Here is a 13,698-nt window from a genome sequence, read left to right as displayed (position 1 = left end):
CGCGCCGGCGCCTCGCCGCTGTTGCCTCGCTTCATGCCCGCAGAAACGAAAAGCCCGCCGATGTGCGGGCTTTTTTCATAGACCGCTCTTCTATCAGCAAGGAAACGAGACGTGGCAACCCCGATGGATCGCGGGACCTCCGCACAATGGCCTTATCCGAGGCTGATCGCGCACCGCTGCGGCGGTACGCTTGCGCCGGAAAACACGTTGGCCGGTTTCGACGCCTGCGTGCGCTACGGTTATCGCATGGTCGAATTCGACGCGAAGCTGTCCGCCGACAACGCGCTGTTCCTGTTGCACGACGACACGCTCGATCGCACGACCAACGGGCACGGGCCGGCGGTCACGCACACATGGCAGCAACTCGCCGCTCTGGATGCCGGCGCCTGGCGCGGTGCGGAGTTCGCCGGCACGCGGCTGCCGACGCTGGCCGACGCGGCCGAGCGTTGCGAGCGCGACGGCATCACGGCGAACATCGAGATCAAGCCGTGCCCGGGCCGCGAAGTCATCACCGGCGCACTCGTCGCCCAAGGCGCGCTCGAGCTTTGGCAAGGGCAGACGCCGCCGCTGTTGTCGTCGTTTTCCTTCGACGCGCTCGCCGCCGCGCGCGATGCCGCGCCGTCGCTGCCGCGCGGCATGCTGTTCGAGCAGGTGCCGGCGGACTGGCTGCGCATCGTGCGCGAACTCGACTGCGTCTCGCTGCACGCAAGTCACCGCTATCTGAGCGAGCCGCTGGTCGCGCAGATCCGCGCGGCCGGGCTGCGCGTGCTCGCCTACACGGTGAACGATCCGGCGCGCGCGCGGTTGCTCGAAGAATGGGGCGTCGACATGATCTGCACGGACCGGATCGATCTGTTGAAGTGACGTCGCACTGGCAAGCTCCGCACAAACCCCTGCGGGTTTCCCCGCAAACGCGCGCGCACCGAATTCCGGATTCCCCGACGGCGCTCGTCCGGATTTCCGGAAACCCGGACGGCGAGTGCCGAGCTGCGCTGGAAAACCCATAAAAATCAAGGCTTCCAGTCTGAAATCAAACTGGCATCGATCTTGCAAAGTAAAGCGCGTGGCCGCCACGGCCCGACAAAAAAGCAAGGAGACAAAGTGTCCGATTTCCCTTCCCGGTATTTCTGAATTCGTCGTCTTTGCAGCGGTCCGCCAAGGTGCGCCCGCGCGACGACGTTTCGTTCGCGTGTCGCGCCTCGCGGCGGGTCATCAGCTCATATCCCTCGCAGGAACCATCGTGAAGAAACCTATCCATAAAGTGCTGTACGTCCAGGTGATCGTGGCGATCATCGTCGGCATCGTACTCGGGCATTTCTACCCGAATCTCGCCATCGACATGAAGCCGCTCGGCGATGGCTTCATCAAGCTGATCAAGATGGTGATCGGGCCGATCATCTTCTGCACGGTCGTGACGGGCATCGCCGGCATGGAGGACATGAAGAAGGTTGGACGCGTCGGCGGCAAGGCGCTGTTGTACTTCGAAATCGTCTCGACTTTCGCGCTGGTGCTCGGCCTCGCCGCCACGCACCTGCTGCGACCCGGCGCCGGCTTCAACGTCGACCCGGCCTCGCTCGACGGCCGCGCGGTTGCGTCGTATGCCGCGAAGGCGCACGGCCAGTCGACGGTCGACTTCTTCATGCACATCATTCCGGACACGCTGTCGTCGGCGTTCGCGCAGGGTGAGATCCTGCAGATCCTGCTGGTCGCGCTGCTGTTCGGCGCCGTGCTCGCGACGGCCGGTGAGAAGGGCAAGCCGGTGACCAACTTCATCGAAGGGCTCTCGCACATCCTGTTCGGCATGGTGCGCATCATCACGAAGCTCGCGCCGATCGGCGCGTTCGGCGCGATGGCCTTCACGATCGGCAAGTACGGCATCGGCTCGCTGCTGCCGATGCTCAAGCTGGTCGGCACGTTCTATCTGACCTCGATCGTGTTCGTGGTGGTCGTGCTCGGCGCGATCGCGCGGGCGGTGGGCTTCAACATCCTGCGTTTCGTCGCATACATCAAGGAAGAGATGCTGATCGTGCTTGGCACGAGCTCGTCCGAAGCCGCGCTGCCGCAACTGATGCTGAAACTCGAAAAGCTCGGCTGCTCGCGCTCGGTAGTGGGCCTCGTGGTGCCGACCGGCTACTCGTTCAACCTCGACGGCACCAACATCTACATGACGATGGCGGTGCTGTTCATCGCTCAGGCGACCAACACCGACCTCACGTGGGGCCAGCAGTTGACGCTGCTCGCGGTGACGATGCTGACCTCGAAGGGTGCGAGCGGCGTGACCGGCGCGGGCTTCATCACGCTCGCGGCGACGCTGGCGGTGGTGCCGACGATTCCGCTGTCGGGCATGGTGCTGATCCTTGGCATCGACCGCTTCATGAGCGAGTGCCGCGCGCTGACGAACATCGTCGGCAACGGTGTCGCGACGGTCGTCGTGTCGGCCTGGGAAAAGGAGCTCGATCGCAGCAAGCTGAACGAGGTGCTGCGCGGCGATGTGGCGGTCAAAGAGCCGGCCGGCGTTTGAGTCGCGCCTCGCCAACCTTGTCGTGACCAGCGCGGACGCTTAAGCATGAAACCGGCGTCCGCGCGTCCTTCCGAGGCGTCTGGCGGCGAGACCGCCGGCAAAAGTCGCGGCCCAGCCCGCGACGCGTCTGGCGGCGACGCCTTGCGGCCCTATGCCACAATGTCCGATGCACATCGATCGGACTTTGCCAACGTGACCCGCCGCCTGCTGATTTTCATCGCACTCGCAGCCGGGCTCGCGGCAGCATGCTGGCTCACCTACAGCCTTGCGTGGAAAAGCGGTGTCGACACGCTGCGGCGCAACGCCGCCGTGCGCGCCGAGCGCACCGCGAGCGCGCTCAAGAGCACGCTCGAACGCTACGAATCGCTGCCGTATCTGCTCGCCGAGTATCCGATCGTGCAGGACGTGCTGATCGATCCGAACCCAGCCAACGTCAAGCGCGCGAATCTCTATCTCGAAGACCTGAACCGCCACGCGCGCGCGACGGTCACCTACATCATTTCGCTCGACGGCTACTGCGTCGCCGCCAGCAACTGGCGCGGGCCGGGCAGCTTCGTCGGCGCGGGCTATCAGTTCCGGCCGTATTTCGTCGATGCGGTGAAAGGCGGAGTCGGCCGCTTCTTCGGCATCGGCACGATTTCGCAGGCGCCCGGCTACTACATCTCGCAGCCGGTGCGGCGCGACGGCAAGATCGTCGGTGTGGCGGTCGTCAAGCTCGATCTCGAATGGTTTCAGGGCGTGGACGCGTCCGAGCCGCTCGTCGTTACCGACGATCATGGCGTGATCTTCCTGTCGTCGGTTCCGGCATGGAAGTACCACACGATTCGGCCGCTGCCCGGCCAGATCGCCGATTCGATCTACCAGGCCCGCCAGTACGCGCAGCAGCCGATCGAGCCGCTACCGGTGACGGTCGAGCGCATGCTCGAAGGTAATGCGCAGATCCTGCGCATCGGCGGCGGGCGCTCCGCGCCGCGCTTTCTCGCGTCACGTCACGCCATGGGCGAGCCGGACTGGCATCTGATCACGATGTCGCCGGTCGATCCGGTCGATGCCGACGCGCGCAAGGCGACCATCGTCACCGGCTTCGGCTATGTGTCGCTGGTGCTGCTCGCGTTCTACTGGCGCATGCGGCGCGCGCGTGTGCGCGAAATGATGCGCAGCCGCGCGCTGCTGCAGAAGGCCTATGCCGAGCTGAACCAGCGCGTCGCCGAGCGCACCGCCGATCTGTCCGAGGCGAATGAGCAGTTGCACAAGGAAGTCGGCGAGCGTACACGCGCCGAGCAGGAACTGCGCGCCGCGCAAGACGAACTGATCCAGGCGAGCAAGCTGGCCGCGCTCGGCCAGATGGCGGCCGGCATCACGCACGAGCTGAACCAGCCGCTTGCCGCGCTGCGCAGTTTTTCCGATAACACGCGCGTGCTGCTCGAACGCGGCGATCAGGCATCGGCGCGTGAGAATCTCGAAGCGATCGCGGCGCTCACCGAGCGCATGGGCAAGATCACGAACCAGCTGAAGCTGTTCGTCGGCCGTGCGCGGCCGCGCAGCGCGCGCGCGTCGATCGTGCGGGCCCTGCGCAACGTCGTCGCGCTGCTGCAAAAGCGCCTCCAGGGCGTCGAACTCGAGTTCGTGCTGATCAATACCGAGGCCGACAACGACACCGCCGCTGCCGCTGCGGCAGGCGGCGCGCGCACGCCGCTGAATCTCGCCGACGATCATCCGGAGCTGGTCGCGAATTGCGACGATCTGCGGCTCGAACAGGTGCTGATCAACCTGCTCGGCAACGCGCTCGACGCAACCGCCGGCATGAACCCGCCGCGTATCACGGTCGAGGTGGCGGCCGGCGTCGCGAACCTGTCGATCGCGGTCGGCGACAACGGCCCCGGCATTCCCGACGACGTGTTGCCGCACCTGTTCGAACCGTTTTTCACGACGAAGGAAATGGGCCAGGGGCTCGGCCTTGGTCTAGCGATTTCATCGTCGATCGCGCGCGATTGCGGCGGCTCGCTCGTCGCGCGCAACGCGCCGCACGGTGGCGCATCATTCGTGTTGACGCTGCGTCGCGCGCGCGTGCAGACCAGCCCCTCGCACGATCCGCTGACCGCGGGCTCCTGATTTCACCCCGAAGAATCACCCGGAACACGCAATGAACGACGGCCTGCAAGTGCTGTATATCGAAGACGACGAACTGGTGCGCCGCGCGAGCGTGCAGAGCCTGCAACTGGCGGGCTTCGACGTGGTCGGCCATGCGTCGGTCGAGGCCGCGGCGAAGCTGATCAGCGCGGACTTCTCCGGCGTGATCGTCAGCGATATCCGGCTGCCCGGCGCGAGCGGTCTCGACCTGCTCGCGCAGTGCCACGAGCGAGCGCCCGACGTTCCGGTGATTCTGGTCACCGGCCACGGCGATATCTCGATGGCCGTGCAGGCGATGCGCGACGGCGCCTACGACTTCATCGAAAAGCCGTTCGCGTCAGAGCGGCTGATCGAAACCGTACGGCGCGCGCTGGAGCGCCGCAAGCTCGTGCTCGAAAACCTCGCGCTGCGCCGTGAGCTGGCCGGGCAGAACGCGGTCGCGCCGCGCATCATCGGCCGCAGTCCGGCGATCGAGCAGGTGCGGCGGCTGATCGCCAACGTCGCGCCGACCGATGCGTCCGTCCTGATCAACGGTGATACCGGCGCGGGCAAGGAGCTGATCGCGCGCAGCCTGCACGAGCTGTCGCCACGGCGTGACAAGCCGTTCATCGCAGTGAACTGCGGCGCGCTGCCCGAGCCGATGTTCGAATCGGAGATGTTCGGCTACGAGCCGGGCGCGTTCACCGGCGCGGCCAAACGGCGGATCGGCAAGCTCGAACATGCGTCGGGCGGCACGCTGTTTCTCGACGAGATCGAGAGCATGCCGCTCGCGCTGCAAGTCAAGCTGCTGCGCGTGCTGCAGGACGGCGTGCTGGAACGGCTCGGCTCGAATCAGCCGATTCGCGTCAATTGCCGCGTGGTCGCGGCTGCAAAGGGCGACATGGCCGAGCACGTCGCGGATGGCTCGTTCCGTCGCGATCTGCTGTACCGGCTCAACGTGGTGACGATCGCGCTGCCGCCTTTGAGCGAGCGTCGCGAGGACATCGTGCCGCTGTTCGAGCATTTCCTGCTCGATGCTGCCGTCCGTTATCAGCGGCCGGCGCCGATGCTCACTGATCGCCAACGTGCGAGTCTGATGCAGCGAGACTGGCCGGGCAACGTGCGCGAGCTGCGTAATGCCGCCGACCGCTTCGTGCTCGGCATCGCCGACGAACCGGTGCTGTCGTTCGGCGAAGACGGCGGGGCCACCCATCCGCTGAAGGAGCGTGTCGAGCAGTTCGAGCGCGCGATGATCGCCGAGGCGTTGGAGCAGGCGGGGGGCGTGGTCGCGGTCGCGGCGGACCGGCTGCAGCTCGGCAAGGCGACGCTCTACGAGAAGATCAAGCGATATGGCCTTGCGGCCAAAGGGGAAGGGGAGCGGTGAGGAGGCGGACGCCGGCGGCGGGAGGTTGCGCCGGCGCGTGGGGATCTGGTTGCGCCGGCTTAAGCCGCGCCAGCCTTCAGCGCTTTCGCGAGCAACTGGTCGAGTTCCGCGAACTGCGGCTCGCCGACATAGCGCTTCAGGATCTTGCCGTCTTTATCGACGACGAAGGTGGTCGGCGTGAGCTGCACGTTGCCGAACTGCTTGGCGGCCGAGCCGTCGTCCATCGCGACCTTGAACGGCAGCTGACGCGTTTGCGTGTAATTGGTCACGTACATCGGCGCGTCGTAGTTCATTGCCACCGCGACGAATTCGAGGCCCTGGCCCTTGAAGCGGTTATAGGTCTCGACCATCTGCGGCATTTCCTTCATGCAGGTGTCGCAACTCGTTGCCCAGAAGTTGACCAGATAAACCTTGCCTTTGAGGTCCGCGGTCGTGAGCTTCTGTCCCGATAGCAGCGTGAAGGTCGCATCCGGGACGCGCTGCTGGCCGGCAAACGCGAAGTAACCGGCGACGGCGAGCGCAATGGCCACGGCCACCGCAATCAGATAGCGAAGCGGGTTCTTGCGCCGGACGGCGGTCGGTGAATTGGCACTCATGGACGGAACCTCGTGAGTCGCGCGCGGCGCGGAACAATGGGGCGGTGTAATGGCCGTGGGCCGGTACTGAATAGGTTTTCTATTGTAGCTCCAATGCGTTCGGCTGCGCCGAAATGGCGGGACGGCTGCGCTCCGCGCGTGGGCCCGGCAGTCGGTCAGCGGATAATGGCGCTTTACGCTCCGCAAGCCCGATCTTCCGTCCCATGCTCCGAACCGTTCTTCGCGTCTGCTCTTTACTTGCCCGCGTTTCTTGCCGTTTTCCGTTGACCAGCAGATTGTCCGCCCGCCGTGCGGGCATCTTCCAACCGGCGGACCTATTTCTCCGCGCATTCACGCGATCCGGTCACGCTCGAACCGTGATCGGCGCGGCGACGGCCGCGTTGGCGCTCGGCGTCGCGCTCAGCGCCTGCTCACCGACCTTCGACTGGCGCACCGTGATGAACAACGACAGGGGCTACACGGTCGACTTCCCAGCGAAGCCGGGCGACGATCAGCGCGCGGTGCAGATCGGCGGCACACCGATGCAGATGGCAATGCAGACCGCCGAAGCGGGCAATGCGGTCTTTGCGGTCGGCACCGTGATGCTGCCCGACGACAGCGACGCGACCCAGCGTGCCGCGCTCGATTTCCTGCGCGCGGGACTGGCGCGCAATGTCGGCGCGACGCCCGATGCTCACTCTGTGCAAATCCCGCTGGCGGCTGGCGGCAAGATATCGGGGCTGGAAATGACGCTGAGCGGCGCGGCGGGCGCCAAACACGAGACACGCACGGTGTATGCGCGGCTCGTCGCGCGCGGCCGTCACGTGTACCAGGCGGCGATCATCGCCGATCAACCGCTGCCGCAAGACCAGGTCGACCAGTTTTTTTCGTCGTTCCAGCTGTACTAAATGCGGTATTTTTGGCCGATCGGGCGCGCCCAGAGTGCGGAACTCAGTGAAAGTTCCTTCGCAAGTTTGTACGCTAATTGCCGGTTTACGTTGAGATTTTTGAGTTACGCGCACAGCCTGTGGATAACTCTGTTGAGAAGTTCGCCTCAATGACCGCAAAAGCCCATCAGGCGGGCCTTTCGGCAAAATCCACAGGCGTAGGGCATCTAAAAAAATACAATTAAATCAGTGGCTTAGCGGGGTGCTCGTCTGCGCGCTTTTGAGTTGTATCAAAATCTAACAGGATCGCGCATATGTGAATAAGTCAAGTCTTGACAGTCGTTTTTTCTCCTCATAACGAGCCAAAAGCGCGACGGTATTGGATTGCCTCGGCGACCTGCGCGGCGCGCGGCATAGCCGCGCCAGCCAGGTCCGCGACGGTGCGCGCGACTTTCAACACCCGGTAGTAGGCCCGCGCCGACCAGCCAAAGCGCTCGCCGGCTTCGCGCAGCAGCGCCTCGCCCGCTGCGTCCGGGCGGCATACATCGTCGACTTCGCGTCCGTCCAGCTCGCGGTTGGTCTTGCCTTGCCGGGCCAGTTGCCGCTCGCGCGCAGCGCTCACGCGCTGTGCGATCGCCACGCTTGCTTCGCCGGTGGTCGCGGCGCGTGCCGCGAGTTCGGTGGCGGTCAGTGCTGGAATTTCGAGCTGGATGTCGATGCGGTCGAGCAGCGGTCCCGACAATTTACGCAAATAGCGCGCCGCAACTTCAGGCGTACAGCGGCAGCGCCCGCCCGGATCGCCGCGCCAGCCGCACGGGCACGGGTTCATTGCGGCGATCAGTTGGCAGGCGGCGGGGAAATCCGCTTGCCAGGCGGCGCGCGAGATCGTGATGCGGCCAGCTTCGAGCGGCTCGCGCAGCGTTTCGAGCACCACGCGATCGAATTCGGGAAGCTCGTCCAGAAACAGCACGCCCAGATGCGCGAGCGTGATCTCGCCAGGCTGCGGCGGATTGCGTCCGCCGACCAGCGCCGCCGCGCTCGACGAATGGTGCGGCGCGCGAAACGGCCGCTGGCGCCACTGCGACGGCTTGAAGCCGATGCGGCTCGCGGACAGTAGCGCGGCGGAGGCGAGCGCTTCGTCGTCGGTCATGGGCGGCAGCAAGCTGGGCAGGCGTGCCGCGAGCATCGACTTGCCGGCGCCGGGCGGCCCGATCAGCAGCACGTGATGGCCGCCGGCCGCCGCGACTTCGAGTGCGCGCCGAGCGGCGCGCTGGCCAATCACGTCGGCCATGTCCGGCGCCGAGGCAGCGGCGTGCTCGTTGAGCTCGGGAGCGGCGACCGGACTAAGACGCGCGTCCGCCGAGCCTGCGAGATGCGCGCATAGCGACGGCAGATCGGCGGCGCCGAACACGTCGACGCCGGGCACGAGCGCCGCTTCCGCCGCGCTCGCGGCCGGCAGGTAAAGCTGTGGGGTATGGAAGGCCGGTGCGGCTAGTTGATCGAGGAGGGCGGGCAACGCAGAACGCGCTTCAGAGGAAGCGTCGGCATCGCCGGCGTTCGCCAGAGCGCCGCGCGCGGTGCCGCAGGCCATCGCGAACGCGCCGCGCATCGGCCGCAGCGCGCCGGTCAGCGAGAGCTCGCCGGCAAACTCGCGATGGAGTAGCGATTCGGCGGGAATCTGCCCGCTTGCGGCGAGGATGCCGAGCGCGATCGGCAGATCAAAACGACCGGATTCTTTCGGTAGATCGGCGGGCGCGAGGTTGACGGTGATGCGGCGGACTGGAAAATCGAAACCGCAGTTCTGCAGCGCCGCGCGCACGCGTTCACGGCTCTCGCGCACTTCCAGGTCGGGCAGGCCGACGATCGAAAAGGACGGCAGTCCATTGGCGAGGTGAACCTCGACGGTCACTTCGGGCGCACGGCCAGCGGCCGGCGCGCGGCTGCGCACCACGGCAAGCGACATATTCTCTCCCGTCGGACGGCGCGCTCACAGCGCGCGCAAATCCCCTAAAACGCTGATGACGTCACGGCCCGCTTGCCTGTGATGTGCGGCACTGCGCAGCGCGAAAGCTGCCAGCAGCGCTTACGGCGTCTGCGTGAGCGGCAATTTCTGCTCGAGCTCTGCGACGCGGCGCTCGAGTTCTTCGAGGCGCGCGCGCGTACGCACGAGCACCTGGGTCTGCGTATCGAATTCCTCGCGCGTGACCAGATCGAGCTTCGAGAAGCCCTGTGACAGCATTGCCTTGACGTTGCGTTCGACATCCTTGGCCGGCGAATTCTTGAACAGATCGCTGACGCGAGCCTGGAAGTCGCTAAAAACGTCGTTTGGTTGTTTCATCGTGTTCCCCTTGGTGCACAAAAAGTGTGCATGTTTCATTGCGCCCGTGCCCCGTTATGGCGAACGGGCGATCCTGGTGCGCGCGACGTATTCGTTGCCGCGGCCGCGTGAGCGTGTTTGGTGCGTGCCCTCGCGTTCAGAACGTTCGAACACTCTAGCAACGATCCCCCCGCCGCGCCACCGCCCGCCGCGCCGCTGGCCGTTCGGACAAGGCCGCTCGGGCGCGGTGCGCCGAGCGCGCGAGGCGCGCTCCGACACAACATGGCATAAGAGTTGCTGTTACTGCCCCGCGCACGCACTGCCAGGGCGCTTTTCCCGGTAGCGCAGGAGACCGCCGTCACGGGTACGCCACGGGGCCCAACGGATCAGCAACAACTAGCGAGGATTTCATGAAACTCATTACCGCAATCATCAAGCCGTTCAAGCTGGATGAAGCGCGCGAAGCCCTGTCGGCGATCGGCGTGTCGGGCATCACGGTGACCGAAGTCAAAGGCTTCGGACGGCAGAAGGGTCACACCGAACTGTATCGGGGCGCCGAATACGTTGTCGACTTTCTGCCGAAGGTGAAGATCGAAGCGGCGGTATCGGACGACATCGTCGATCAGGCGATCGAGGCGCTCGAGCGCGCCGCGCGTACCGGCAAGATCGGCGACGGCAAGATCTTCGTCACGCCGATCGAGCAGGTGGTTCGGATCCGCACCGGCGAGACCGGCGCGGACGCACTGTAAAAGACCAGAACATAGCGACACGGATAGCGACAAGAGGAAAACCAAGATGCGCAAACTAATGATGTCCCTGCTGATGGCCGGCTCGCTGCTCGCGGGCGGTGTCGGCACCGCCCTCGCGGACGATGCGTCCGCTCCCGCAGCCGCCTCCGCTCCCGATACGACGGCGAGCGCGCCCGCACCGGACGCCTCTGCCGCAGCCGCTGCCCCGGCTGCCTCGGCTGCCGCCGCCGACGCATCGGCCGCCGCCGCCGCCGCGCCGGCCACCCCGACCGCACCGTTCTCGGTCGATTCATCGAAGATCAACTCCGGCGACACCGCGTGGATGCTGACCTCCACCGCGCTGGTGCTGTTCATGACGATCCCGGGTCTCGCGCTGTTCTACGGCGGCATGGTCCGCAAGAAGAACGTGCTCGCGACGCTGATGCAAAGCTTCGCGATCACCTGTGTCGTGACGATCGTCTGGACCGTGGTGGGCTACAGCCTCGCGTTCACGCCTGGCGGCTCGTTCATCGGCGGCTTCTCGCGCGTATTCATGACGGGCATGAACTACATCAAGGGCGACAAGGCCACGACGCTGACCGTCAGCCACCTCGCGCCGACGATCCCCGAAACGGTCTACTTCGTCTATCAGATGACCTTCGCGATCATCACGCCGGCGCTGATCACCGGTGCGTTCGCGGACCGCATGAAGTTCTCGGCGATGCTGGTGTTCATGACGCTGTGGTCGATCATCGTCTACTCGCCGATCGCGCACATGGTGTGGGAGCCGAGCGGCTGGCTGGCTAGCGCGGGCATCCTCGACTTCGCGGGCGGCACGGTGGTGCACATCAACGCCGGTATCGCGGGTCTGGTCTGCTGTCTGGTGCTCGGCAAGCGCGTCGGCTACGGCAAGGAAGCGATGGCGCCGCACAACCTGACGCTCACGCTGATCGGTGGCGCGATGCTGTGGGTCGGCTGGTTCGGCTTCAACGCGGGTTCGGCCGTGGCAGCGGACGGCCGTGCCGGCTTCGCGATGTTCGCGACGCAGGTGGCGACCGCCGCGGCGGCGCTTGCGTGGATGTTCGCCGAATGGGCGGCCAAGGGTAAGCCGTCAGTGCTCGGTATCGTGTCGGGCGCGGTCGCGGGTCTGGTGGCGATTACGCCGGCGTCGGGCTTCGTTGGCACGCTCGGGGCGCTCGTGATCGGTATCGTCGCGGGTGTGGTCTGCTTCTGGTCGGCCACGTGGCTCAAGCACAAGTTCGGGTACGACGATTCGCTCGACGCGTTCGGCGTGCACTGCATCGGCGGGATCATCGGTGCGCTGCTGACCGGCGTGTTCGCGGTCAAGGACATCGGCGGCGCGGACGGCAGCGTGATCCTGCAGGCGAAGGGCGTGCTGACGACGCTGATCTACAGCGGCGTGGTGAGCTTCGTGCTGCTGAAGATCATCGACATGGTGATAGGCATCCGCGTGACCGAAGAGCAGGAGCGCGAAGGCCTCGACGTGAGCCTGCATGGCGAGAAAGTCGAATAACGGAGAACCTGTCCCGGTTCGGCCCGCGCTCGCGGGCCCGTCAGTAAGAAAAATGGTTAAGCAAGCGCAGCAATTTCGCCCGCCTTCATGGCGGGCTTTTTTCTTGCTGATTGGGTTGCGAACGGCGATTTTCCGCGCCTATCATCGGGATAGGGAGAATGCATTCGAGTCTGCTTGCGAATGGAGAAACCGTCCCCAAATGGACAAAGCATTTGCTCTACAATCTTTTTTCTCCAGTCTGCGAGTGATCAATGGTTCCGCACCTAGTTACGGCGTTAAACGGCCCGCTGCTCGACCTCGAGCGGAAGATCCTCGACGCCACGCCCGCTATCGAACGCTGGTTCCGGCTCGAATGGCAGGAGCACACGCCACCGTTCTACTGTTCCGTCGATCTGCGTAACGCGGGCTTCAAGCTCGCGCCGGTCGACACCAATCTGTTTCCCGGCGCGTTCAACAATCTGCCGCAGGAAGTTCTGCCGCTCGCGGTGCAGGCCGCGATGGCCTCGATCGAAAAGATCTGCCCGGACGCGAAGAATCTGCTCGTCATTCCCGAGCGTCACACCCGCAACGCGTTCTACCTCGAAAACGTCGCCCGGCTTGCGTCGATCATGCGCCAGGCGGGTCTGAACGTACGCTTCGGCACGCTCGACGAAACCATCAACGGCCCGGTCACGATCGCGCTGTCGGACGGCCAGAAGCTGGTGCTCGAACCGCTCGAGCGCTCGCAGCGGCGCCTTGGTCTGAAAAATTTCGACCCGTGCTCGATCCTGCTGAACAACGATCTGTCCGGCGGTATTCCGCCCGTGCTCGAAAACCTGCACGAGCAGTATCTGCTGCCACCGCTGCATGCGGGCTGGGCGGTGCGTCGCAAGTCGATGCATTTCTCGTGCTATGACGACGTCGCGAAGAAGTTCGCGAAGATGGTCGAGATCGATCCGTGGATGATCAATCCGTATTTCGCGCACGTCGAGGGCGTCGACTTCCAGCAGCGCACAGGCGAGGAAGCCCTTGCCGATGCGATCGACGGCGTGCTGAAGAAGATCGCGCGCAAGTATCGCGAGTACGGCATCTCCGAAAAACCGTATGTCGTGATCAAGTCCGATGCGGGCACCTACGGCATGGGCGTGATGACCGTGCACGACGCGTCGGAAGTCGCCGCGCTGACGAAGCGCGAACGCACGCGCATGGCCGCGACCAAAGACGGCCTCGAAGTGCACGACGTGATCGTGCAGGAAGGCGTCTACACGTTCGAGCGCATCGGCGAGGAAGTCGCCGAGCCGGTCGTCTACATGATCGACCGCTATGTGGTGGGCGGCTTCTATCGCGTGCACGGCAGCCGCGAGCGCGACCAGAACCTGAACGCGCCGGGCATGCACTTCGTGCCGCTCGGCTTCGAACACACGGCGCTGCCCGATGCGCACGCGAAGCCCGGCGCGGCGCCGCCGAACCGCTTCTATATGTATGGCGTCGTGGCGCGGCTGGGCCTGCTGGCCGCATCGGTCGAGCTCGAAAAGACCGATCCCGAAGCCATCCAGGTCTAAGCCACCCCGCGCGGCAAGATGGCGGCACGCGGGCCGCCATCGCCGTCTTCAAACACTATATTGACGAACAATGTCACGCCTGTCAGGGCGCACCGGGACTTT

11 protein-coding genes are annotated in these 13,698 nt (G+C 65.2%); 8 read left to right on the top strand and 3 right to left on the bottom strand.

Annotated features, from left to right (window positions below):
• The first annotated feature begins 111 nt into the window (after window positions 1–111).
• The 4 genes from ugpQ (at window position 112) to OKW45_RS31015 (ending at window position 6,014) form a co-directional block, all read left to right on the top strand.
• On the top strand, window positions 112–864 hold the full coding sequence (gene ugpQ / locus OKW45_RS31030; RefSeq protein WP_429472831.1) for a glycerophosphodiester phosphodiesterase: 753 nt from the start codon (window positions 112–114) through the stop codon (window positions 862–864).
• 376 nt (window positions 865–1,240) lie between these two features.
• The gene (locus OKW45_RS31025; RefSeq protein WP_429472830.1) at window positions 1,241–2,521 is read left to right on the top strand and encodes a dicarboxylate/amino acid:cation symporter; all 1,281 of its coding nucleotides are present in this window, start codon (window positions 1,241–1,243) and stop codon (window positions 2,519–2,521) included.
• Between the two features lie 45 nt (window positions 2,522–2,566).
• Window positions 2,567–4,633, top strand: coding sequence for a sensor histidine kinase (locus tag OKW45_RS31020; protein WP_429472829.1), 2,067 nt, complete (start codon window positions 2,567–2,569; stop codon window positions 4,631–4,633).
• A gap of 31 nt (window positions 4,634–4,664) precedes the next feature.
• Window positions 4,665–6,014 (top strand): sigma-54-dependent transcriptional regulator, encoded by a 1,350-nt coding sequence (locus OKW45_RS31015; RefSeq protein WP_018419283.1) that lies wholly within the window; start codon window positions 4,665–4,667, stop codon window positions 6,012–6,014.
• A 59-nt stretch (window positions 6,015–6,073) separates the two neighbouring features.
• Here the strand turns inward: OKW45_RS31015 and OKW45_RS31010 are convergent, their stop codons facing one another.
• Window positions 6,074–6,610 carry a TlpA disulfide reductase family protein gene (locus tag OKW45_RS31010; RefSeq protein ID WP_018419284.1) on the bottom strand — a complete coding sequence of 179 codons (537 nt, stop codon included), beginning with the start codon at window positions 6,608–6,610 and terminating at the stop codon, window positions 6,074–6,076.
• 203 nt (window positions 6,611–6,813) lie between these two features.
• Between OKW45_RS31010 and OKW45_RS31005 the strand changes: the two genes are divergently transcribed.
• On the top strand, window positions 6,814–7,497 hold the full coding sequence (locus OKW45_RS31005; protein ID WP_429472828.1) for a hypothetical protein: 684 nt from the start codon (window positions 6,814–6,816) through the stop codon (window positions 7,495–7,497).
• A 331-nt stretch (window positions 7,498–7,828) separates the two neighbouring features.
• Here OKW45_RS31005 and OKW45_RS31000 read toward each other — a convergent pair whose 3' ends face one another.
• Both OKW45_RS31000 and OKW45_RS30995 read right to left on the bottom strand, forming a co-directional pair.
• The gene (locus tag OKW45_RS31000) at window positions 7,829–9,439 is read right to left on the bottom strand and encodes a YifB family Mg chelatase-like AAA ATPase (RefSeq protein ID WP_429472827.1); all 1,611 of its coding nucleotides are present in this window, start codon (window positions 9,437–9,439) and stop codon (window positions 7,829–7,831) included.
• Window positions 9,440–9,559: 120 nt separating this feature from the next.
• The gene (locus OKW45_RS30995) at window positions 9,560–9,814 is read right to left on the bottom strand and encodes an accessory factor UbiK family protein (RefSeq protein WP_018419287.1); all 255 of its coding nucleotides are present in this window, start codon (window positions 9,812–9,814) and stop codon (window positions 9,560–9,562) included.
• Between the two features lie 389 nt (window positions 9,815–10,203).
• Here OKW45_RS30995 and OKW45_RS30990 point away from each other — a divergent pair, with 389 nt between their 5' ends.
• From OKW45_RS30990 to gshA, 3 genes are all read left to right on the top strand, one after another.
• Window positions 10,204–10,542: a P-II family nitrogen regulator gene (locus tag OKW45_RS30990; RefSeq protein WP_013088261.1), complete on the top strand. Its 339-nt coding sequence runs from the start codon at window positions 10,204–10,206 to the stop codon at window positions 10,540–10,542.
• Window positions 10,543–10,588: 46 nt separating this feature from the next.
• Window positions 10,589–12,055, top strand: coding sequence for an ammonium transporter (locus OKW45_RS30985; RefSeq protein ID WP_429472826.1), 1,467 nt, complete (start codon window positions 10,589–10,591; stop codon window positions 12,053–12,055).
• 251 nt (window positions 12,056–12,306) lie between these two features.
• Window positions 12,307–13,596, top strand: coding sequence for a glutamate--cysteine ligase (gene gshA, locus OKW45_RS30980; RefSeq protein WP_018419289.1), 1,290 nt, complete (start codon window positions 12,307–12,309; stop codon window positions 13,594–13,596).
• Window positions 13,597–13,698 lie beyond the last annotated feature (102 nt).

It is taken from the genome of Paraburkholderia lebeckiae, from assembly GCF_050436225.1.
GTDB lineage: Bacteria > Pseudomonadota > Gammaproteobacteria > Burkholderiales > Burkholderiaceae > Paraburkholderia > Paraburkholderia tuberum.
Note: the sequence above shows the minus strand (reverse complement) of the source record. Positions and strands in the feature narration are given on the sequence as shown.

Coding starts and splice junctions, on each gene's coding strand:
- OKW45_RS31020 (WP_429472829.1), top strand. CDS start 2,567: ATGAAACCGGCGTCCGCGCGTCCTTCCGAGGCGTCTGGCGGCGAGACC.
- OKW45_RS31015 (WP_018419283.1), top strand. CDS start 4,665: ATGAACGACGGCCTGCAAGTGCTGTATATCGAAGACGACGAACTGGTG.
- OKW45_RS31010 (WP_018419284.1), bottom strand. CDS start 6,610: ATGAGTGCCAATTCACCGACCGCCGTCCGGCGCAAGAACCCGCTTCGC.
- OKW45_RS31005 (WP_429472828.1), top strand. CDS start 6,814: ATGCTCCGAACCGTTCTTCGCGTCTGCTCTTTACTTGCCCGCGTTTCT.
- OKW45_RS31000 (WP_429472827.1), bottom strand. CDS start 9,439: ATGTCGCTTGCCGTGGTGCGCAGCCGCGCGCCGGCCGCTGGCCGTGCG.
- OKW45_RS30995 (WP_018419287.1), bottom strand. CDS start 9,814: ATGAAACAACCAAACGACGTTTTTAGCGACTTCCAGGCTCGCGTCAGC.
- OKW45_RS30990 (WP_013088261.1), top strand. CDS start 10,204: ATGAAACTCATTACCGCAATCATCAAGCCGTTCAAGCTGGATGAAGCG.
- OKW45_RS30985 (WP_429472826.1), top strand. CDS start 10,589: ATGCGCAAACTAATGATGTCCCTGCTGATGGCCGGCTCGCTGCTCGCG.
- gshA (WP_018419289.1), top strand. CDS start 12,307: ATGGTTCCGCACCTAGTTACGGCGTTAAACGGCCCGCTGCTCGACCTC.